Source organism: Aeromonas sp. EU05-FHT14A05 (assembly GCF_058791175.1).
The window spans coordinates 77,756-98,998 of the sequence record NZ_JBYTDH010000006.1 but is presented as its reverse complement, the minus strand read 5'-3'; the positions used below and the strand labels follow the sequence as shown (position 1 = coordinate 98,998).

Sequence of the window (21,243 nt, the reverse complement as noted above, 5' to 3'; positions counted from 1 at the left end):
CTACAAGCCGGGGGATCAGGCCCATCACCCATGTCAGCAATGAACTCTGGACGGGCGGGGGTGGGCTTGGATAACATGCCTGCACCTCCGTGCCGTTCTTAATCCAATGAATCAACTGTTTTTTCTGGCAATGATGATGTCCTCCCTGTCGGCTCCGGATCTGGATCTGGCCAAGGAGCAGTTGTCTATCGATCTGCAGCAGGCACAGACCCTGGTGCTGACCAATCCCGCCAGATGTGTCCAGATTGCCACCTCTTTCCTCGAACGCACGGCCAATAACCCCAAGCAAATCATCAGCAACCGCCAGGAATACGGCTATCGTGAGCCGATCCTGAGCTATGGCACTGCGACCCAGACCACGGGGGCCTACCTGCTCCAGGGCGAGTGCCTGCAACAGCTGGGGCAGAGCCAGCCAGCCCAGGACGCCTTCGACAAGGGCATCGCCATGGCCGAGAAGGAGCAGCAGTTCGAGCTGCAGGCCCATGGCCTCTATCTCAAGATCCGCAGCCGGGAGATGCAGGAGCATGCCCCTGGCGCCAGCACGATGGCGCTCGAACAGCTGGACAAGCTGCTGACCAACCCCGGCCTCAAAGAGAGTCAGCTGCAGGTCTACAGCCGGCTGCTACACGTCAACGCCAGCATGGCGGGGCGGCAGTTCGATCTGGCCAAACGCCAGCTGACCGAGGCGCGTCAATGGGCAGAGCAGGCCAAGAACCCCCTGGCCAGGGCCTGGGTCAGCGCCGTGGGAGGGGATCTCTATCAGGCGCTCGGGCAGCCCCAGCTCGCCCTCGGGGAGTACATAGACGCCCAGCAGCAGGCCAGGAATCTGCAGGATCCCCTCTTCCTCGGCCTGCTGTCGAACCAGATGATCAGCCTCTATCAGGCGGAGCAGGAGCCGCAAAAAGCGCTGCAGTATGCCAACGAGGCGGCCAACTACTTCCATGCCCTCGGCAACCCCTCCCTGCTCAGCGACGCCCTGATCGTGCTCGCCCGGCTCAACCGGGATCAGGGAGAGATGAACATGGCGCTGGTCTACTTCTTCAACGCCCTGGATCTGCTGGACGAGAGCAAGAACCGCACCCGCATCGCCCACCTCAAGTTCGAGATAGGCAAGACCTATCTGCAGACCGGCAACCTGACCCTGGCCCGCAACTACCTCAATGCGGCGCGCCAGTCCCACGAGCTGGGGGACGACAAGGAGTCGCTGATCGATACCCTGTTGCTGCTGGGGGAGCTGCACCTCAAGCAGCAGGAGGCGGGCATTGCCATCCTGCAGCTGGAGAATGCCCTGACCCTGGCCAACCGGATTGGCGACATCCGCCGCCAGTTTGAAATCTTCCGGCTGCTCGCCATCGCCTACGAGCAGAAGGGCTACCTCCAGCAGGCCCTCGAGAGCTACAAGAACTATCACCAGCGCAGCGAGCTGGTCCGCCAGCAGCAGCTCGATCTGGAGCAGGAGGCGGTCCGCGACAACTATGCCCAGGTGGAGCGCGCCCAGCAGGTCAAGGAGCTGGAGCAGCGCCTCGACCAGAGCCAGCATCAGCAGGAGCGCTATCTCTGGACCAGCGTCAGCACGGGCCTGCTGCTGGTCCTGTTCATCTACCTCTTCTTCACCCTCTGGCTCAAGCTGCGGGTCGCCCGCCTCAATGCCAGACAACTGGGGGAGGCCCTGCTCATCGAGCCGCGCAGCGGCCTGGCCAACTGGCAGCGACTGATGAGCCGCTGGCCGCGCGAGATGGCCAAGCGCCAGCAAAAATCCGATCGCTGGTACCTGAGCGAGCGCCCCACCAGCGAATTTGACGACAAGCTCCACTACCTGCTGTTCCGGGTGCCCTTCCTGGTCAACAGCCTGGAGCAGCATGGATATCAGGTCAGCCGCGAGATTGAACAGGCCTTCGGCCACTACATCAATCAGCTGACCCCCCAGGATGGCCGCATCTACGATCTGCGCGAGGGACACCTGCTCTATGTGGTGCCCCAACGCCATGTGGCCCAGCTGCACCAGCTGGCACAGGAGCTGCTGGACACCCTGGCCGCCTTCCCCTGCGAATACCCGCTGGACAGGCACATCAGCCTCGGCATCGTCAGCCATCCCTTCCTGCCCAAGGCGGCCATGGCCCTCGATCATCACGGCCTGTTCGACCTCTGTTATCTGGCGCTCTCGGGGGCCATGCAACTCAGTGAAAAATACCAGCAGAGCGTCTGGCTGGAGCTGGCGGCCATCGATTGCCAACAGGCCGCATTTTTTAATGGCGATGTGTGGCAATGCTGCTTGATGGCAATTGACAAGGGACTGGTAAAAGTAAATTCTTCTCATGAAAAGCAATGGGTTAATTGGCTTTTGCTTTCACGGACGAAAGTGCCGGATAACCCATAACAAAAAGGTACTCAACGGGGTCTTTCATTGGCTTACTGTTGCTGGACGACACAAAAACGATAATGACAACAGGGCGACCTGAACAATGAATGATATCGCTGCCGTAACAGGACAACTGGCAAGACTCAGGGAATCCCTTCAGCAAAAACAGCAGGAGCTCGATGGCATGGCCACGTTCTCCGATGCCGAACGCACCCGCAGCATCCAGTTCATCGGCAAGCTGATGCAGGCCTGCCGTGGTCACGATCGTGAACTGGACAGCCGGCTCGCCAAGCTCAAGCAGAAGCTCGATGGCAACCCTCCCCTCTCCTCGCTCGACGCCGATCTCGCCGTCATCGAGAAGCTGTTGCAGCAACATGGCCACGCCATGGAGGAGTCCATCAGTCTGACCCGGGCCGCCATCGATCTCGGCAGCAAGCAGCTCAAGTCCTTGAAGGGCTTTCCGGAAGATACCCGTCGCTCCCTCAAGGAGTTTCTCGCGAGCCCCGAGGGCTATGGCATAGGCGATCACCAGAGGAAGGTGATCCGCTTGCTGGAGTTCTACCAGCAGGCCATCAAGATCCAGCTGCTGCCACGCCAGCCCCTGCTCGCCCCGGAGATGGCCACCGAGCTCTCCAACCCGGTGCCCACCGACTCCTTCGATATCAAGGCCCACGCCCAGATCTCCGATGAGCTGCAGCGGCTCATCACAGAGCTCGACTTTGCCGGCGCCGTGGGGGAAAGCCTGGCGGACATCCGTCGCCAGTTGCTGGGGGGGATCACCCCGCCCCTGCTGGCGGAGATCTGCCTGCAGATCATCGAGCTCATCATAGAGGGGACCCGGGAGGAGCGTAAATCTTCCCAGGCCTTCCTCAGCTCCCTCAACGAGAGCCTCTCGGCGGTGCACTTCAACTTCACCGAGTCCCTGGACGAGGGGCGGGCGCTGCAAAATGCCGCCCACCTCAGCGGCCAGGCGCTGGAGCGGGAGCTCGCCGCCATCGATCGCACCATGGCGACCCACAACTCCCCGCTGTCCCTCAAGGGAGCCATCTCCAGCCATCTGGACACCATACGCCGCCTGCAGCAGGAGCGGGAGGCCATGGCCAGCCGCGAGCGTCACCTGCTCACCCACCTCTCCAACATGGAAGCCAAGCTGCGACTGATGAAGGAGGAGACGGCCGAGTACAAGAAGCGGCTCACCATCCAGAAGCACAAGCTGTTCCTCGACAGCCTGACCCAGGTGCACAACCGGGCGGCCCTCGACGAGCGGCTCGAGCTCGAGTACAAGCGCTGGCTGCGGTACGGCACCCCGCTGTGTCTGGCCATCATCGACATAGACCACTTCAAGAACATCAACGACAACTACGGCCACATGGCCGGGGACAAGGCCTTGAAGGTGGTCGCCAAGGCCCTGCAGAACGCCTTGCGCGACACCGACTTCATCGCCCGCTTCGGTGGGGAGGAGTTCGTGGTATTGCTGCCGAACATCAATCCGGACAAGTACCAGAAACCCCTGGAGAACCTGCGCCAGACGGTCAAGAGCATTCCGTTCAGGTTCAGAGACGCCAGGGTCGAGATCACCATCTCCATCGGCGCCACCCTGTTTCGCGAAGGGGATCACACCACGGACGCATTCGAGCGCGCCGACAAGGCACTCTACAGCTCCAAGAATCTGGGCCGGGATCAGGTCAATCTGGCCTGATCCCGGGTTGAACTGCGGCTAAAAAACAGGCAAACGCACCGACCCCCTATTCCCCTGCCCCACCCCTTGCCTCTACTATCGAACTCGAGGGATGCCATGGCATCCCGTTTTCTCCCCAGGGAAAGCACAACGATAACAAGCGAGTGAAAGGGGAAATTATGATTACACACATCAATCCCGTGGGCAGCATGGACCTGCTGTCCCAACTTGAGGTGGATCGCCTCAAGCAGACTGCCTCCAGCGATATCTATCAACTGTTTCGCAACTGCTCGCTGGCGGTGCTCAACTCCGGCAGCCACACCGACAGCTCCAAAGAGATATTGGAGCGCTTCAAGTCCTTCGACATTCATGTGATCCGGCGCGAGCGCGGGGTCAAACTCGAACTGTTCAATGCCCCCGAGCACGCCTTCGTCGATGGCGAAATCATCCGCGGCATCCAGGAGCACCTCTTCTCCGTGCTGCGCGACATCCTCTATGTCTCGACCCAGCTGGAGTCCAATCGCCTGGTCAACCTCACCAACTCCACCCACATCTCCAACGTGGTGTTCGCCATACTGCGCAACGCCAAGGCGATCCTGCCCGGCGCGGATCCCAACCTGGTGGTCTGCTGGGGGGGTCACTCCATCAACGAGGTGGAGTACCAGTACACTCGTGCCGTGGGCAGCGAGCTGGGCCTGCGGGAGCTCAACATCTGCACCGGCTGCGGCCCGGGTGCCATGGAAGGCCCCATGAAGGGGGCCGCCGTCGGCCACGCCAAGCAGCGGGTGCGCAACGGCCGCTATATCGGCCTCACCGAGCCCTCCATCATCGCCGCCGAGCCGCCGAACCCCATCGTCAACGAGCTGGTGATACTGCCGGACATCGAGAAGCGGCTGGAGGCCTTCGTGCGTCTGGGCCACGGCATCATCATCTTCCCGGGCGGGGTCGGCACCGCCGAGGAGCTGCTCTATCTGCTCGGCATCATGATGCACCCGGCCAACGAGCGGCAGCCCATGCCCATCATACTGACCGGTCCGAAGGAGAGCGCCGACTACTTCCGCGCCATCGACGACTTCGTCAAGGCCACCCTGGGTGAGCCGGCCACCAGCCTCTACCGCATCATCGTCGGGGATGCCCCGGAAGTGGCGCGGGTGATGAAGGAGGCGATGCCGAAGATCCGCGAGTACCGCAAATCCGTGGGGGATGCCTACTCCTTCAACTGGTCCCTGCGCATAGAGCCGGAATTCCAGCTGCCGTTCGAGCCGGATCACGCCAGCATGGCGAGCCTGGATCTGCACCGCAACCAGCCGCCCCAGCTGCTGGCGGCGAACCTGAGGCGCGCCTTCTCCGGCATCGTCGCCGGCAACGTCAAGGAAGGGGGCATTCGCGCCATCGAGAAGAAGGGCCCCTTCAAGCTGCACGGCGACAAGGAGCTGATGCACCTGATGGACAGGCTGCTGGAGAGCTTCGTCAGGCAGCAGCGGATGAAGCTGCCTGGCAGCCAGTACATTCCCTGCTACGAAATCGTGAAATAAGGGCGCTGCGCCCGTGATGACAGGAGGGGCCCCAGGCCCCTCTTTCACTTCCCGGCCCTGGCGTCCGGGGTTAGCATGACGCCCATCCCTTGTTACAATGGGCCGTCCCGACCGCCAAGAGTGCTCCCTGCCATGCAACACCTCAGGCCACACCTGCTCATCATCGATGCCCTCAACCTCATCCGCCGCCTGCACGCGGTGCAGGCCCAGCAGGCGCTGACCCCGGCCCAGGCCCTGCTCGCCACCCGCGCCAACCTCATCAATACCTGCAAGAAACTGCTGGCCGGCAGCGAGCCGACCCACGTCATCGCCGTGTTTGACGGCGAGGTGCACAGCTGGCGCAAGGAGATCTATCCGGCCTACAAGGAGGGGCGCACCCCCATGCCACAGGAGCTGAGGGAGGGGCTGGCCGACTTGCAGGACGCCTTCTGGGAGTGCGGTGTGGATGCCCTGCTCTCCCAGACCGACGAGGCGGACGATCTTATCGCCACGTTAGCCAGTGGAATTGCCCAGCACGGGGCCAGGGCCACCATCATCTCCACCGACAAGGGCTTCTGTCAGCTCATCTGCCCGCAGATCCGGGTGCGGGATTACTTCAACAAGCGCTGGCTGGATGAGGCCTTCGTCCGGCAGCAATATGGCGTCGCCCCGGCGCAGCTGGTGGACTTCTGGGCCCTGACCGGCATCGGCGGCTCCAACATCAAGGGAGTGCCGGGCATAGGGCCAAAGACGGCGACCCAGCTGCTGCAACAATATGGCGATCTGGCCGCCATGCTGGATGCCTGCTTGCAAGAAGACGCGGGCAAGCCTCTGCTCAAGCTGCGCCAGCACAAGGAGGAGGCCCTGCTGGCCCAGCGGCTGGTGCGGCTGCAGCGGGACATCCCCCTCGGTTTCAACCTGAGGGAGATCCGCTACCCGCCCGAGCCCGACCCGGGGGCGTGATCCCCGGCACACTATTCCCCGAAACAGGCCGTACCTGTTGACATAAATGGGAAAAATGTAAAGAAACATGGAGGAAGTGGTGCAAAAATGGTATAAAACCGCCGAATCCTCCCCCTCTGTTCCCTAGAAGTGGATACGTCTCATGTCAAAAAGAAAAATTACCGTCATTCCGGGCGACGGCATAGGCCCCAGCATCATCGAATCCGCCATCCAGATCCTGACCCACGCCGGCTGTGATTTTGACTATGACTACGCCGATGCCGGCCTGGTCGCGCTGGAGAAGCACGGCGAGCTGCTGCCCCAGTCCACCCTCGATTTGATTGAGAAGAACAAGGTCAGCCTCAAGGGCCCCCTCACCACGCCGGTCGGCGGCGGCTTCACCTCCATCAACGTCTCCCTGCGCAAGAAGTTCAACCTCTACGCCAACGTGCGCCCGGTGATCTCCTTCAAGGGCACCAGGAGCCGTTACGACAACATCGACATCATCACGGTGCGTGAAAACACCGAGGGCATGTACTCGGGCGCCGGCCAGAAGCGCAGCGATGACAACCAGAGCGCCGAGGCGATGAGCATCATCACCCGCGACGGGGCCGAACGCATCGTCACCTTCGCCTTCGAGCTGGCGCGCCAGGAAGGGCGCAAGAAGGTCACCATCATCCACAAGGCCAACATCCTCAAGTCCACCTCGGGCCTGTTCCTGGAAGTGGCGCGCGAGGTGGCTGCCCGCTATCCGGATATCCAGAACGAAGAGATGATCGTCGACGCCGCCTGCATGAATCTGGTGATGTACCCGGAGCGGTTCGATGTCATGGTCACCACCAACCTGTTCGGCGACATCCTCTCGGATCTCTGCGCCGGTCTGGTAGGGGGCCTAGGCATGGCCCCAGGTGCCAACATAGGTGAGGGCGCCGCCATCTTCGAGGCGGTGCACGGTTCGGCACCGGACATCGCTGGCAAGAACATCGCCAACCCGACCTCGGTGATCCTCGCCTCCATCCAGATGCTGGAGTACCTGGGCATGCAGGACAAGGCCGAGCGCATCCGCGAGGCAGTGCGGGCGACCATCGAGTCCGGTGATCGGGTGACCCGGGATCTGGGGGGCACGGCCTCCACCAGCGAATTCACCCAGGCCATCATAGACCGTCTATAAATCATATCTAACTGATTGATTTAAAAAGGGAGCTTCGGCTCCCTTCGTTTTATACCGGATCCCCCTATCTCCCTTGTCAGATGAATACTATGTTCATATGAAGGATAAGGAGATCCATCATGCGTGCTACTTTCATCTTGCTGATCTTCAGCAGCAGTACCATGGCATTAGACAGGCCCATCGACAACGCCTGGTTGACACCGCCCCCTCAGCACGAGCCGCCGGCCAAGCAGACCTGGCAGTCCACCATAGACACCAACGACCTGCTCAAGAGCCCCAAGCCGCTCTCCCTCGGCGTGGACATCATGACCGACAGCAACGGCACCCAGCGGGTCACGCCCTACCAGAAACTCAATCTGACGGCCGAGAAGAGCGTGAGCCTCTCCTTCGAAAAGCACAAACCCAGGATCAAGTTCAACGCCGGTGGCCTCAATACCTCGGTCAAGCTCCGGGGGGACGGCGTCAAGATGCAGTTCAATCCCACCGACAAGACCATTCCGCTTCAGATCGAGCTCAAGATCACCGATGACGAGTCCATGATGCGTTTCGACTACCGCTTCTGATGGCACCAGAAAACAAAAAACCGGACGGGGTCAGCCGTCCGGTTTTTATTTGGCGTCATACCAGGTGACCGGGTGCCCTGCTCAGGACTTGGGTTCGAGCTTGGAGACCCAGAACTTGTTGTAGACGTGCACTGTGATCTCTTCCCGATCGTGGTAGAGCTGCTTGGCCTGGATCACGAACGCATTGTCGATCTCCTTGAGCATCTCCCGCAGCACCTCTATGTTGTGCACCGCCTCGGCATAGCGCTTCTTCATCGGCAGCTTGAGGTTGAACATGGCCTCCTGGCAGTCGTTCTCGCGGAACCAGTCGGCGATCATGTGAACCACCCGCGCCGGCTTGTCCACCATGTCGCACACCAGCCAGTAGGTGTTCTTCTTGCCTGGCCGCCAGACGAAGCCGTCGTCGCGAATGTGCTTGACCTGGCCGGTATCCATCAGGGACTGGGCCATGGAACCGTTGTCCACTGCGGTCACCATCATGCCACGGCGCACCAGCTGATAGGTCCAGCCGCCCGGGCAGGCACCCAGATCGACGGCCTTCATGCCGGAGGTGAGGCGCAGCTCCCACTCTTCCCGCGGCACGAACACATAGAAGGCCTCTTCCAGCTTGAGGCTGGAGCGGCTCGGGGCGTCCGGCGGGCAGCGCAGGCGCGGAATGCCCATGTGGAATTCGGAGTTGTTGAAGGAGTAGGAGTACCCCAGCAACAGGTGATCATTGGCCATGAAGAAGGCGTGGAACACCGGACGGTGCGGCGTCTCCTTCTTGGTCAGGATCTCGTTGCCACGCAGCGCCTGGCGCAGCGGCACCGTGAACTTGCGGCAGAAGGCAGAGAGCTCCTTCGCCTCGTTGGTGTCGGCCGTTTCCACCCGCAGATCGCCACAGATGGCATAGTCACGGGTCGCCTCTATGATGGGGGAAACCCGATCGGAGAGGTCCAGATCCTTCAGCTCATGGGTCACCACCAGCATCTGGCGGATGAAGATGAGCTCACGGAACGGCAGCTTGCGGGCCAGCAGATCCGCCTGCTCCTCGTCATACAGCTCGAAAATCACGTAACCGCTGTCGTCCTTGACCCGGGCGAAGCCGTAGCACTGCATGTTGCTGGCTCGTTCGGTGATCTCTGCCGCCGCCTCTTTCTCAAAACCCGGGCGGCAATAAAGCAGCAGATTATTCATTTTTTCCTCCAAGACGACAGCCGGCCCATATCAGAGCCGCCCATCCCAACATAAAACAGAGGCCACCGGCCGGGGTGATAAGCCCCAGCCCCTTGCTGCCAAGCAGCACCATGGCGTAAATACTGCCGGAGAATCCCAGGATCCCCAGCACAAAGGCCGTGCCCGCAAAGGTAATCACCTTGCTGCGCACGCCGCACCACCCCAGCACCAGCAGGGCCAGGGCGTGAAAAAACTGATACTGCACCGCGGTGTTGAACGCCGCCAGCAGTGAAGGGGCTATGCCGGTCGCCGCCAGCCCGTGAGCCCCATAGGCTCCCAGCATGGTGGCCGTCAGGCCGAAACAACCCGCCAGCACCAGCCAATGTCGATGGACTTGCATCCTCTCTCCTCGTTCTCTGCGCGCGGCCATCCCTTCAGACGCAGCGGGACGGGGTCGCCGCGATAAACCCCTTGATCCGCTCCGCAGCCTGTCGCAGGTTCTCCTGCTCGCTCACGCCGCTGGCCTTCCTCGGCTTGAAGCCATGATCCCCATCGGTCAGCCAGTGGACCGATACGGCGGGGGAGAAGGGGAAATCGGCCAGCTCGGCGCGAGAGCCAAAGGTGTCGCGCTCCCCCTGCAGCAGCAGGGTCGGCGTCGTGATCTGCTTGAGCACCTCACCCCGCCAGCGGTCGGGGCTGGCCGGGGGGTGGAAAGGATACCCGAGAATGAGCAATCCTGCAGCATTCATCTCGTCGCCCCCTTCGTGATAGAGCTCGGCCGCCATCCGCCCTCCCATGGACTTGCCCGCCAGAAACAACCTGGGGTGGGCAAACGCGCGCACCATCTCGCGCCAGTGGGCGAGCAGCACGGGCTGCCGGTCCGGCGGCCTGCGCTTGCCGTCCAGGGCCCGTTTGCTCATGTAGGGGAAGTTGAAGCGCACCACCTCGATGTCCGGCCCCGCCAGCAGGCGCGACAGCTCGGCGAGAAAAGCATGGTCCATGCCGGCGCCCGCGCCGTGGGCCAGCAGAATGCGAACGGGGGCGTCGCTCGCCCCCTCTCTTGTCACATCCATCCCCTCAGGCATCGGCGAGACGGGCCCGGCGACGGGCCTCCTCCTGCTCCACCAGCTCCAGCATCCAGTCGCGGAAGGCCACTATCTTGCCCTGATCGGACTGCTGCTCCTGGCACACCAGGTAGAAGGCATTCTTGCTCACCAGCACCTGCTCGAACGGGCAGATGAGGCGGCCCGCCTCGATCTCGGGCTGGGCCAGCACGCTGTGACCGAGCGCCACCCCCTGACCGTGGATCGCCGCCTGGATCACCATGGTGGAGTGGCTGAAGATGGGTCCCTGGTTGACGTTCGGGGCATCGATGTCGAGCTGGCGGAACCAGGCCTTCCAGTCGCGTCGGGAGGTGTCGTGCAGCAGGGTGTGCCTGGTCAGATCCTCCGGGGTGCGCAGGGGCTTGGGGCCGGTCAGCAGCAGGGGGGAACAGACCGGGATCAGGTACTCGGTGTGCAGCTTGTCCGAGCGCAGCCCGGGCCAGTTGCCACGGCCGTAGTAGATGGCCACGTCCACGTCGTCGGTCAGGGAGCCCTCGTCCATGTCCACCGCCTTGATGCGCACATCGATGTCGGGGTGGCGCTCGCTGAACTTCACCAGCCTGGGCACCAGCCACTGGATGGCGAAACTCGGCTGCAGGGAGACGGTGAGCGCCCCCTTGGCGCTGCGGGCCAGCAGCTTGTCGGTGGCCTCTGAGATGGAAGCGAAGATGTCCTTGATGTCGAGGAAGTAGCTCTGCCCCTCCTCGGTCAGCAGCAGGGAGCGGTTCTTGCGACGGAACAGCTTGATGCCGAGGTACTCCTCCAGCGCCTTGATCTGGTGACTGATGGCGGCCTGAGTCACAAACAACTCTTCTGCTGCGCGGGTAAAGCTTAAGTGGCGAGCCGCTGCTTCGAATGCTTTCAGGGCATTGAGCGGGGGTAAACGACGAGACATGACACCAGCCGACGATGAGTTTTTCTAATGGGGCGCATTATAAATTGTCGGTTGCGGGTCGACCAGTGAATAAACATAATTCGCCACGCAATCCGTTGCCATATGGCTCACACCTTCTCTTCCATGTTGGTTTACATGTGGTTTTTGTGAGTGGGCCGGCAGCGATTGTGGTGTTGTGTTTCTTCCTCTGCGGGAAGAAGGGCTAAATCGATGCGATTTAACCCAGTCTGTCATCTGAATGTGTTTGGCGCCTCCGGTTGGATGGCGCCTTTTTTCTTATCTCTATACCCTGAACTGCCCCACCAGTTGCTGCTGTTTGTCCGCCAGTTGCGACAACTCGCGCCCGTTGTCGGCCGAGGTGGCCGCCTCTGCCCTGATGGTGTGGCTCACGTCGCGGATGTTGCTGACGTTGCGGTTGATCTCGTCCGCCACCCCGCTCTGCTCCTGAGCCGCCCTGGCAATCTGCTCGTTCATCTGATGGATGGTGGCCACCGCATGGATGATCTGCTCCAGCACGCTGACCGACAGCTCCACCTTGCCGAGGGTCACATCCGCCTGGCTGTGGCCCGTCATGATCGCCTTCACCACAGCCTCTGTGCCCGACTGCAGCTCGGTGATCAGCGTCTGGATCTCGACGATGGCATTCTGGGTACGACCCGCCAGGTTGCGCACCTCGTCGGCCACCACGGCGAAGCCGCGGCCCTGTTCACCGGCCCGCGCCGCCTCGATGGCGGCATTGAGCGCCAGCAGGTTGGTCTGTTCGGCTATTCCCTGGATGACGATGAGGATGTCGTTGATGTTGTCGCTGTTGGCGGCCAGCCGCTCCACCACGGGCTTGGCATCGCTGATCACCGCCATCAGCCTGGACATGGCCTGCTGGGTATCGGCGACCACGGACTTGCCCTCCTGGGCCGCCATGTCCGCCTGGTTGGCCGCGCTCACCGCCGAGCTGGCATTGCCCGCGACCTGCAGGGCGGTGGCGCTCAGCTCCTCGAACGCCGTGGCCACCAGATCCACCTCCTGATACTGGGACTGCATGCCGGCACTGGTGCGCTCGGCCCCTTGCGCCGCCAGCGCCGCGCTGGCCCGGGTGCCGGCCACGGTATCGATCACCTGGCTGATGGTGGACTGCAGCTTGTCCAGGAAGTTGTTGAACCACTTCGCCAGCTCGCCTATCTCGTCATCGCGACGCAGGTCGATGCGCTGGGTCAGATCCCCCTCGCCGCTGGCGATGTCCTTGAGGCGGGCCACCACGGTGCGGATGGGGGCGACGATGCGCTGGGCCATCAGCCAGATGCAGAGCAGGGCAAGGGCTGAGATGGCCCCGCCGATCAGCAGCTGGGTGGCGACGCTGCGCTGGGACTGGCCCTCCAGCTCATCCTGCAGTTGCAGGGCGGAGGCGAGCACCACGGCGCGGGGCAGTTCGATGTAGATGCCCCACTTGCGATCCGTCCCGCGCATGCTGACCGGCACGAAGGTCTGCAACAGGGCGCCATCCGGGCTCCAGCGCGTGACCACCTCCCCCTTGGCGAGCCAGCCGTTGAGATCCGCCGACAGCCCCTGCTGATCCAGAGGCTCCCCAAGGGCGACCTTGAACCCTTCGACCCCGGCCACCCGCCCCTCGTGACTGAGCAGCAGCACCTTGCCCTGCCCGTCATAGAGCGTCTTGTCCATCTCCTCCACCAGGCTCTGCAAGGTGGCCAGCGAGATGTCGACCCCCACCATGCCGAGCAGATTGCCCTCTTCCAGCAGGGGGGCCGTCACCGAGGTCATCAGCACCTGCCGGGTGCCCACCTCGTCCACATAGGGATCGAGCAGACAGAGGGCCTTGCTGCGAATGCTGCAGCTGTACCAGTCATTCTCCAGGCCGCCGTGCCCGGACGGCTTGTCGTCGGCCAGCAGCGCCTCGTCCATCACCTCCAGGGTCACCTTGCCATCGACTCTGGCCCAGTAGCTGGAGAAGCGCCCCTTGTCGTTGGCCCCGAGCGCGGTCGAGCCCTGATAGTTGTCGTCTTCGCCGTCGAGCTGGTTGGGTTCGAATACCGCATAGACCCCGAGCAGATTGGCCGACGACTCCGCCGCGTCCTGCAACTGCTGGTTCACGGCATTGCGCAGCGCCTCGGAGTGAACGAAGTTGTCCGCCGCGTTCTTGCGCTGGAACAGTATGCCCTCCGCCAGCAGGGTGGCCCTGAAATAGGCCTCGTCGAGGTAGCTGGTCACTCTGGCCGCCTGGGTGGACCCCATGGCCTTCATCCAGTTTTCTGCCGCGTGCTGCCCCTCCAGGGTGGTGGAGGTGAGCACCTGCTCCTGCATGCGGGCCGCGTTGAAGAGGGAAGAGGCGACCAGTGCGGCGGCACTGGCCAACAGACAGCAACCGGCGATCAGGGTGATCCGTCCCTGAACAGAAAGAGAACTCATGCCACATTTCCTAACGTCTACAGATGTGAACACTGTATCGGTTTTGGACACAAAAACTTAACTAAATCAGCAGAGATCCAGGCTCAATTGGTTGATCTCCCCCGCCCCTGGCAGACCGACCACCAGACCGAGCAGGCGAATGGGTTTTCCTTGAGACCGTTGCAGCCCCTCGTGCAGCAGATCGTGGAAACGGCTCGCCTGGTAGCTCCCCTTGCGATAGACGGTGGTCTGGTGGAAATCGGCAAACTTCAGCTTGATCCCCTGCCCCATCAGCGCCTCCGCAGGGCAAGCCCTGGCAAAGCGCAGCTCCAGCTCGGGAATGAGCCGGCCGAGCACCTCCCGGCAGGCGGCTTCATCCAGCACGTCGCTGGCGAGGGTCGTCTCCACCCCTATGCTCTTGCGTATCCGCCGGGCCTGTACCGGCTGATCGTCATGTCCCCAGATGCGACCGGCCAGCATCTCCCCGAGCTTGCCGAAACGGCTCACCAGCTCCTCGTTGCCGAGCTGGCGGGCATCCTCGCAGGAGTAGAGTCCGAGGGACTCCAGCCGCTCCGCCGTCTTGCGGCCTATGCCGGGCAGCTTGCCGAGGGGCAGCTGGCGCACGAACTCGTCCACCTCCTGGGGGCGGATGACGAACAGGCCGTCCGGCTTGCGCTGCTCGGAGGCGAGCTTGGCCAGAAACTTGTTCGGCGCCACCCCGGCCGAGGCGGTCAACCCCAGTTCGAGGACGATGGCGGCGCGGATCTCGGCCGCCATCAGGGTGGCGCTGCCGCCGCAGTGGGGGCTGTCGGTGACATCCAGGTAGGCTTCATCGAGGGAGAGCGGCTCCACCTGCTCCGTGTAGCGCAGGAAGATGGCCTGCAACTGGCGGGAGGTCTCCTTGTAGACGGCCATCCGCCCGGGGATCAGCACCAGCGGCGGGCAGAGTTTCCTGGCCAGGGCGCTCGGCATGGCGGAGCGTACCCCGAAGCGGCGCGCCACATAGTTGCAGGTGGAGATGACGCCGCGCCTGTCGGCCGAGCCGCCGATGGCCAGCGGCACCTCCCGCAGGGCCGGGTTGTCCCGCATCTCCACCGCGGCGAAGAAGCAGTCCATGTCGATGTGAATGATCTTGCGCATGCCAGAGTCTGTTGAGCCGTCGGCGCCTGCCGCATGGTTGGGTGCACCGCCGCTGTCGTGACGAGGCGGCGACACCACTGTATGAATAACCAGTCAAGGCCCCATGCTACCCCAGCCCTGTCATTTCTGCCAGCGCACGGGAGGAGAGGGACGGATAGACTCTCAAGGCACCATCCACATCAGACTCAAGGAGGAGAGAGATGAGAGCAATCTGGCCGGGACTCTGCCTGCTGCTGTTGCCGCTGACAGGCATGACCAAGGACCATCCGACCGCCGAGTGCAGCTGGCTGTTTGAGCGCATAGAGATACTGGAGAAGGCCATCAAGCAGGGGGACGAGCTGGGCACAAGGGAGGAGCTGGCAAAGCGAAAGGCGGAGTTTCACAACAAGGCCTGCAGCCAGTACGACTACTGAGCGCCATGAAAACGCGAGCCGACCCAGGGTCGGCTCGCGTGCATTCGATGCACCCGCACGCGGGTGCTCGCCCTCAGAGGATGCGGTTGTCCACCAGCATCTTGCGACGGGCCTCTTCCTTGGCCATCTTCTTCTTGCGATTGTCGCAGGGCTCCGGGCAGTCGCACTCCTTCTCGATCCCTATGGTGCCAAGGCCGCCACAGGAGCCGGAGATGGTCTTCTTCTGGAAGATGTAGCCGATGGCCATGGCCACCACCACCACCAGAAACACCCCGAAGGTGATCAGAAAGATCTGCATGGTATTACCCCTTTACTGTTTAACCAGATACGGCTCGACGGCATCCGGCGACAAGATTCCCAGGCGCCGCCGAGTGATGGCGGCGCCTTCAAGGTTAACCGGGCTGCTTGGCCAGGTAGGGCTTGAAGGCATCCGAGTAAGCCTCCTCGAAGCCCTCGTCCGTCTTGGTGATGACGAAGATGGCCAGACCCCGCTCCTTGGCATAGGCCAGGCTCTTCTGCGTTCCCATGACCGTCAGCGCCGTGGCCAGCCCGTCTGCCGTCATGCAGGAGGGGTGGATCACGGTGACCGACACCATGCGATGGGTGATGGGCTTGCCCGTCAGCGGATCCATGGTGTGGGAGAAGCGCTTGCCATCCAGCTCGTAGTAGTTGCGATAGTCCCCCGAGGTGGCGACGCCGTTGTCCCCTGGCACTATCACCTCCTGCACCGAGCCGGCATTGGCGGTCGGCTTCTCGATGGCGACGCGCCAGGGGTGACCCTTGCCGTTGACGCCATTGATCCGCAGCTCGCCGCCGATCTCCACCAGGTAGTTGCGCGCCCCCAGGGATTCCAGGTACTCGGCCACCTTGTCCACCCCGAAGCCCTTGGCGATGGCGGAGAGATCCACGTAGAGATCCGGGATGTCCTTTTGCAGGGTGTCGGCGTCGACCGAGGTTACCACATGCAGATTGCCGAGGCCCGTCTTCTGCCGGGTCTGGGCGATCAGCTCGTCGGATGGCACCTTGGTCGGTTTGGCATCCGGCCCAAAGCCCCACAGATTGACCAGGGGGCCCACGGTGACGTCCAGCGCCCCGCGGCTCTCGCGGCCAATGTGAATGGCCTCGGTCACCACCCGGGCTGTGTCACGGGAGACCACCACAGGGGTATTGTCCTTGTGCTGGTTGAAGCGCGACAGCTCGGAATCCGGGCGGTAGGTCGACATCTGATCGTTGACCCGCTCCAGCAGGACGTCGACCTCGGCCTGCAGCTTGGCGGCATCCGTGACGGCGGCATCCGCCACCTTGATGGAGTAGTAGGTGCCCATGGTGCTGCCGGTGATGTGGATCTCCGGCTTGGATTGGACCGATTCCTGACCGCACCCAGTCAAGAAAAAGGCTAGCCCGAAGGCTAGCCAGGTCTTTACAACACTGTGCATGGATTAACCACCAAAGTCATCCAGGAGGATGTTTTCGTCTTCAACGCCGAGGTTTTTCAGCATGTTGATGACGGCAGCGTTCATCACGGGAGGTCCACACATGTAGAACTCGCAATCTTCCGGCGCCTCGTGGTTCTTGAGGTAGTTCTCGAACAAGACGTTGTGGATGAAGCCGGTGTAGCCATCCCAGTTGTCTTCCGGTTGCGGATCGGACAGGGCGACGTGCCACTGGAAGTTGTCGTTCTCGGCGGCCAGCATGTCGAAGTCCTCGACATAGAACATCTCGCGCTTGGAACGGGCACCGTACCAGAAGCTCATCTTGCGCTTGGACTTCAGGCGGCGCAGCTGGTCGAAGATGTGGGAACGCATCGGCGCCATGCCGGCACCACCACCGATGAACACCATTTCGGCGTCGGTGTCCTTGGCGAAGAACTCGCCGAACGGACCCGAGATGGTCACCTTGTCCCCAGCCTTCAGGCTGAAGATGTAGGAGGACATCTGGCCGGGAGGGGCAGTCCAGTTGCTCGGCGGCGGGGTCGCGATCCGCACGTTCAGCATGATGATGCCGAACTCTTCCGGATAGTTCGCCATGGAGTAGGCACGGATAATAGGCTCGTTGACCTTGGACTCCAGTTCGAAGATCTTGAAGCGATCCCAGTCCCCGCGATACTCCTCGGGAATGTCGAAGTTCTTGTACTGCACGTGGTGGGCAGGGGCTTCGATCTGGATATAACCGCCGGCGCGGAACGGGACGCTCTCGCCATCGGGGATCTGCAGCTTGAGCTCCTTGATGAAGGTGGCCTTGTTGTCATTGGAGATGACGGTACAGTCCCACTTCTTCACGCCGAAGATCTCTTCCGGCAGCTCGATGTCCATGTCGGAACGCACGGTGACCTGGCAGGCCAGGCGCTCGCCGTGACGGGCTTCGCCCTTGCTGATGTGATCCAGCTCGGTCGGCAGTATGTCGCCGCCGCCGGCTTTCACCCGCACCTTGCACTGACCACAGGAGCCGCCGCCGCCACAGGCGGAGGAGACGAAGATACCACTGCCGGCGAGCACGCCAAGCAGCTTGCCACCCGCCGGGCTGGTCACAGCCTTGGCCGGGTCGCCGTTGATGCTGATTGTCACGTCACCGGCGGTCACCAGCTTGGACTTGGCGAACAGAATGACTGCCACCAAGGCCAGCAGGATCACGGTGAACATGACCACACCCAGAATAATTTCCATCTATATTTCCTTTCCGATTACAGGGAAATACCAGAGAAGGACATGAAGCCCAGCGCCATCAGACCCGCGGTGATGAAGGTGATGCCGAGGCCACGCAGGCCTTCCGGAACATCGGAATACTTCATCTTCTCGCGGATCCCCGCCATCGCGACTATGGCCAGCATCCAGCCTGCACCCGACCCCACGCCATAGACCACGGACTCCACGAAGTTGTAGTCACGCTGCACCATGAAGGAGACGCCACCGAAGATGGCGCAGTTCACCGTGATGAGCGGCAGGAAGATGCCGAGGGCGTTGTAGAGCGCCGGGAAATACTTGTCCAGCGCCATCTCCAGGATCTGCACCAGGGCCGCAATCACCCCGATGAAGGTGATGAAGCTCAGGAAGCTGAGATCCAGGCCGGAGACCAGGGCACCGTCCTTGAGCACGTAGTTGTAGATCAGGTTGTTGGCCGGAACGGCAACGGTCTGAACCACGATAACGGCAATGCCGAGGCCCATGGCGGTCTTGACCTTCTTGGACACCGCCAGGAAGGTACACATCCCCAGGAAGAAGGAGAGCGCCAGGTTTTCGATGAAGATCGAACGAATCAACAGACTCAGATAGTGTTCCATACCTTAATCCTTTGCCTCCACCTGCTTGGGATCCTTGGTGCGTACGCCCCAGATGATCAGACCAATGATGAAGAATGCACTCGGCGGCAGCAGCAGCAGGCCGTTCGGCACATACCAGCCACCATTGTTCACCAGCGGCAGCAGTTCGATGCCGAACCAGGTGCCTGACCCCAGGATCTCGCGCACAGTCGCCACGGTCAGCAGCACGGCGCCATAGCCCAGACCGTTGCCGATGCCGTCCAGGAAGGAGGGCAGCGGGGCGCTCTTCATGGCATAGGCTTCGGCACGACCCATCACGATACAGTTGGTGATGATGAGGCCGACGAACACCGACAGTTGCTTGGAGATGTCATAGGCATAGGCCTTGAGCACCTGGTCAACCACGATAACCAGCGAGGCAATCACCGCCATCTGGGCGATGATCCGCACGCTGTTCGGGATCTGGTTGCGGATCAGGGAGATGAACAGGTTGGAGAAGGCGGTGACCGCGGTAACGGCCAGCGTCATCACGAACGCCGTCTTCATCTGGCTGGTAACGGCCAGCGCGGAACAGACACCCAGCACCTGCAGTGCGATGGGGTTGTTGCCGAGCACAGGCGTCAACAGCAATTTTTTCATTTCGCTCTTGTCAGCCATTGTTGATTTCTCCTGCACGTACCTTGGCCAGGAAGGGACCGAAGCCCTTGGGGCCCATCCAGAAGTCGAAGGTGTGCTGTACGCCATTACCGGTCAGGGTTGCGCCAGACAGGCCGTCGATTTCATGCTCGGAACCAGCCGGAGCATGTCCCTTGATCACCCGCAGCGCAGGCTGACCGTCCTGATCGAACAGCTTCTTGCCGACGAACAGTTCGCGCCAGGCCGGGTTCTCGATCTCGCCGCCCAGACCCGGGGTTTCACCGTGGTCATAGTAGGTGATGCCCTTGATGGTCTGGCCATCGGCCGCGACCGCCACGAAGGCATACATGGTGGACCACAGACCCTGGCCGTAGATCGGCAGTATGATGTTGTCGACCTTGCCTTGCGCATCTTTCGCGAAGAACACCGGGATCAGCTTGGAGATCTGGCGCAGGCCGGCCTTGTCGTCGGCAGGTGCCAGACGAACACTCTTGGCCGGATCCTTGGCTGCCAGCTTGGTGTCGAAGTTGTCGGCATCGCCGTCAACGAACTCACCGGTGGCCAGATCCACCAGACGCGCTTCAATCTTGTCGCCGTACAGCTGGGCCAGGTCACGCTTGGCCACCGAGCTGACATCGACACCGGCAACGGACAGTATGTTGCTTTGCTTGTCCAGCGCCTTGTTTTCCAGCTGGGCCGGACGCAGACCCACGGCGGCCACGGAGACCACGATGGAGCAGACCAGACACAGACCGGTGACTACGGCGAGAGTGCCGGTAGTAGAGTCTTTATTAAACGCCACGTGCGATCCTCCGCTTGATGTTCGCCTGCGCCACGAAATGGTCAAACAAGGGGGCAAACAGGTTGGCAAACAGAATGGCCAGCATCATGCCTTCCGGGAACGCGGGGTTCACGACACGGATCAGCACGACCATGACGCCGATGAGGGCGCCGTACCACCACTTGCCCTTGTTGGTAAAGGCGGCGGAGACAGGATCGGTCGCCATGAAGGCCATGCCGAACGCGAAGCCACCCAGCACCAGATGCCAGTGCCACGGCATGCTGAACATGGGGTTGGTATCGGAACCGATGACGTTGAACAGCAGGGAGGTCGCCACCATGCCGATCATGACGCCGGCGATGATGCGCCAGGAGGCGATCCGCATGTAGACGATCATGGCCGCACCGATGAGGATCATCAGGGTGGAGACTTCACCGATGGAGCCCGGCAGGTTGCCGAGGAAGGCATCCATCCAGCTGATGGCTTCGCCGGTGGCACCGTTGATCAGCGCCATCTGGCCGCCCTGGGCCCACTGGCTCAGGGCAGTCGCGCCTGAATAGCCATCAACGGCCACCCAGACCGCATCGCCGGAGATCTGGCCCGGGTAGGCGAAGAACAGGAACGCACGACCCGCCAGGGCCGGGTTCAGGAAGTTCTTGCCGGTACCGCCGAACACTTCCTTGGCCAGCACCACGCCGAAGGTGATGCCGAGCGCGGCTTGCCACAGGGGCAGCTCGGGCGGCACTATCAGGGCGAACAGGATGGAGGTCACGAAGAAGCCTTCGTTGATCTCGTGCTTGCGCACCATGGCGAACAGCACTTCCCAGAAGCCACCGACCAGGAACACGGTCAGGTAGATGGGCAGGAAGTGCGCCGCACCGATCAGCATCTTGCTGCCGATGCCGGCCACGGCCGGATCCAGCGAGGCACCCAGCAGGGTCGCTATGGTGTATTGCCAGGTATCGGCACCGGCCGCGCTGCCCAGATGGGCGATGGCGGCGATGGACTGGTTGCCGACGTTGTACATGCCCCAGAACATGGCCGGGAACACGGCCAGCCACACCATGATCATCATGCGCTTCAGATCGATCGCATCACGGACGTGGGCGGCATTGCGGGTCACGGAACCCGGGGTATAAAACAGGGTATACGCCGCCTCGAACAGGGCATAGTACTTGGCGTACTTGCCACCCGGCTCGAAGTGATGTTCCATATTTTCAAGAAGTTGCTTGAAACTCAT

General features: G+C 62.0%; 20 protein-coding genes. 7 read left to right on the top strand and 13 right to left on the bottom strand.

Annotated elements, in window-relative coordinates:
* Window positions 1-106: 106 nt before the first annotated feature.
* From AC3WR3_RS10850 to AC3WR3_RS10825, 6 genes are all read left to right on the top strand, one after another.
* Window positions 107-2,377 carry a hypothetical protein gene (locus AC3WR3_RS10850; RefSeq protein ID WP_492291852.1) on the top strand — a complete coding sequence of 757 codons (2,271 nt, stop codon included), beginning with the start codon at window positions 107-109 and terminating at the stop codon, window positions 2,375-2,377.
* 85 nt (window positions 2,378-2,462) lie between these two features.
* Window positions 2,463-4,058 carry a GGDEF domain-containing protein gene (locus AC3WR3_RS10845; protein WP_492291851.1) on the top strand — a complete coding sequence of 532 codons (1,596 nt, stop codon included), beginning with the start codon at window positions 2,463-2,465 and terminating at the stop codon, window positions 4,056-4,058.
* Between the two features lie 158 nt (window positions 4,059-4,216).
* Window positions 4,217-5,572: a nucleotide 5'-monophosphate nucleosidase PpnN gene (gene ppnN / locus AC3WR3_RS10840; protein ID WP_041206266.1), complete on the top strand. Its 1,356-nt coding sequence runs from the start codon at window positions 4,217-4,219 to the stop codon at window positions 5,570-5,572.
* 132 nt (window positions 5,573-5,704) lie between these two features.
* Window positions 5,705-6,514, top strand: a complete 810-nt coding sequence (gene xni / locus AC3WR3_RS10835) for a flap endonuclease Xni (RefSeq protein ID WP_429107272.1) — start codon at window positions 5,705-5,707, stop codon at window positions 6,512-6,514.
* Window positions 6,515-6,656: 142 nt separating this feature from the next.
* A complete protein-coding gene (locus AC3WR3_RS10830) occupies window positions 6,657-7,664 on the top strand; it encodes an isocitrate dehydrogenase (RefSeq protein WP_025327939.1) in 1,008 nt (335 codons plus the stop codon).
* 119 nt (window positions 7,665-7,783) lie between these two features.
* Window positions 7,784-8,227: a hypothetical protein gene (locus AC3WR3_RS10825; RefSeq protein ID WP_202046953.1), complete on the top strand. Its 444-nt coding sequence runs from the start codon at window positions 7,784-7,786 to the stop codon at window positions 8,225-8,227.
* Between the two features lie 81 nt (window positions 8,228-8,308).
* On the opposite strand, the gene rlmM is transcribed toward AC3WR3_RS10825, so the two are convergent.
* The 6 genes from rlmM to dinB form a co-directional block, all read right to left on the bottom strand.
* Window positions 8,309-9,403, bottom strand: coding sequence for a 23S rRNA (cytidine(2498)-2'-O)-methyltransferase RlmM (gene rlmM, locus AC3WR3_RS10820; protein WP_025327941.1), 1,095 nt, complete (start codon window positions 9,401-9,403; stop codon window positions 8,309-8,311).
* The gene (locus AC3WR3_RS10815) at window positions 9,396-9,782 is read right to left on the bottom strand and encodes a DUF423 domain-containing protein (RefSeq protein ID WP_043130931.1); all 387 of its coding nucleotides are present in this window, start codon (window positions 9,780-9,782) and stop codon (window positions 9,396-9,398) included. Before AC3WR3_RS10815 ends, rlmM begins: the two co-directional genes overlap by 8 nt.
* A gap of 34 nt (window positions 9,783-9,816) precedes the next feature.
* Window positions 9,817-10,455, bottom strand: a complete 639-nt coding sequence (locus AC3WR3_RS10810; RefSeq protein ID WP_404836980.1) for an alpha/beta family hydrolase — start codon at window positions 10,453-10,455, stop codon at window positions 9,817-9,819.
* Window positions 10,456-10,459: 4 nt separating this feature from the next.
* On the bottom strand, window positions 10,460-11,380 hold the full coding sequence (locus AC3WR3_RS10805; protein WP_042649544.1) for a transcriptional regulator GcvA: 921 nt from the start codon (window positions 11,378-11,380) through the stop codon (window positions 10,460-10,462).
* A 282-nt stretch (window positions 11,381-11,662) separates the two neighbouring features.
* Window positions 11,663-13,798 carry a methyl-accepting chemotaxis protein gene (locus AC3WR3_RS10800; protein WP_139436601.1) on the bottom strand — a complete coding sequence of 712 codons (2,136 nt, stop codon included), beginning with the start codon at window positions 13,796-13,798 and terminating at the stop codon, window positions 11,663-11,665.
* Window positions 13,799-13,864: 66 nt separating this feature from the next.
* Window positions 13,865-14,917, bottom strand: coding sequence for a DNA polymerase IV (gene dinB / locus AC3WR3_RS10795; RefSeq protein WP_492291850.1), 1,053 nt, complete (start codon window positions 14,915-14,917; stop codon window positions 13,865-13,867).
* A gap of 200 nt (window positions 14,918-15,117) precedes the next feature.
* Here dinB and AC3WR3_RS10790 point away from each other — a divergent pair, with 200 nt between their 5' ends.
* A complete protein-coding gene (locus AC3WR3_RS10790) occupies window positions 15,118-15,330 on the top strand; it encodes a hypothetical protein (RefSeq protein ID WP_139436605.1) in 213 nt (70 codons plus the stop codon).
* A 73-nt stretch (window positions 15,331-15,403) separates the two neighbouring features.
* Here the strand turns inward: AC3WR3_RS10790 and nqrM are convergent, their stop codons facing one another.
* The 7 genes from nqrM to AC3WR3_RS10755 form a co-directional block, all read right to left on the bottom strand.
* The gene (gene nqrM, locus AC3WR3_RS10785) at window positions 15,404-15,628 is read right to left on the bottom strand and encodes a (Na+)-NQR maturation NqrM (RefSeq protein WP_005330718.1); all 225 of its coding nucleotides are present in this window, start codon (window positions 15,626-15,628) and stop codon (window positions 15,404-15,406) included.
* Between the two features lie 94 nt (window positions 15,629-15,722).
* On the bottom strand, window positions 15,723-16,766 hold the full coding sequence (locus AC3WR3_RS10780) for an FAD:protein FMN transferase (protein WP_139436607.1): 1,044 nt from the start codon (window positions 16,764-16,766) through the stop codon (window positions 15,723-15,725).
* 3 nt (window positions 16,767-16,769) lie between these two features.
* Window positions 16,770-17,993: an NADH:ubiquinone reductase (Na(+)-transporting) subunit F gene (gene nqrF / locus AC3WR3_RS10775; protein ID WP_025327948.1), complete on the bottom strand. Its 1,224-nt coding sequence runs from the start codon at window positions 17,991-17,993 to the stop codon at window positions 16,770-16,772.
* A gap of 17 nt (window positions 17,994-18,010) precedes the next feature.
* Window positions 18,011-18,607, bottom strand: coding sequence for an NADH:ubiquinone reductase (Na(+)-transporting) subunit E (gene nqrE, locus AC3WR3_RS10770; protein ID WP_005330713.1), 597 nt, complete (start codon window positions 18,605-18,607; stop codon window positions 18,011-18,013).
* Between the two features lie 3 nt (window positions 18,608-18,610).
* Window positions 18,611-19,243 carry an NADH:ubiquinone reductase (Na(+)-transporting) subunit D gene (locus AC3WR3_RS10765; RefSeq protein ID WP_005303545.1) on the bottom strand — a complete coding sequence of 211 codons (633 nt, stop codon included), beginning with the start codon at window positions 19,241-19,243 and terminating at the stop codon, window positions 18,611-18,613.
* Window positions 19,236-20,024 (bottom strand): Na(+)-translocating NADH-quinone reductase subunit C, encoded by a 789-nt coding sequence (locus tag AC3WR3_RS10760; RefSeq protein WP_202046957.1) that lies wholly within the window; start codon window positions 20,022-20,024, stop codon window positions 19,236-19,238. The genes AC3WR3_RS10765 and AC3WR3_RS10760 overlap by 8 nt, the downstream gene beginning before the upstream one ends.
* On the bottom strand, window positions 20,014-21,243 hold the full coding sequence (locus AC3WR3_RS10755; protein ID WP_042649549.1) for an NADH:ubiquinone reductase (Na(+)-transporting) subunit B: 1,230 nt from the start codon (window positions 21,241-21,243) through the stop codon (window positions 20,014-20,016). The genes AC3WR3_RS10760 and AC3WR3_RS10755 overlap by 11 nt, the downstream gene beginning before the upstream one ends.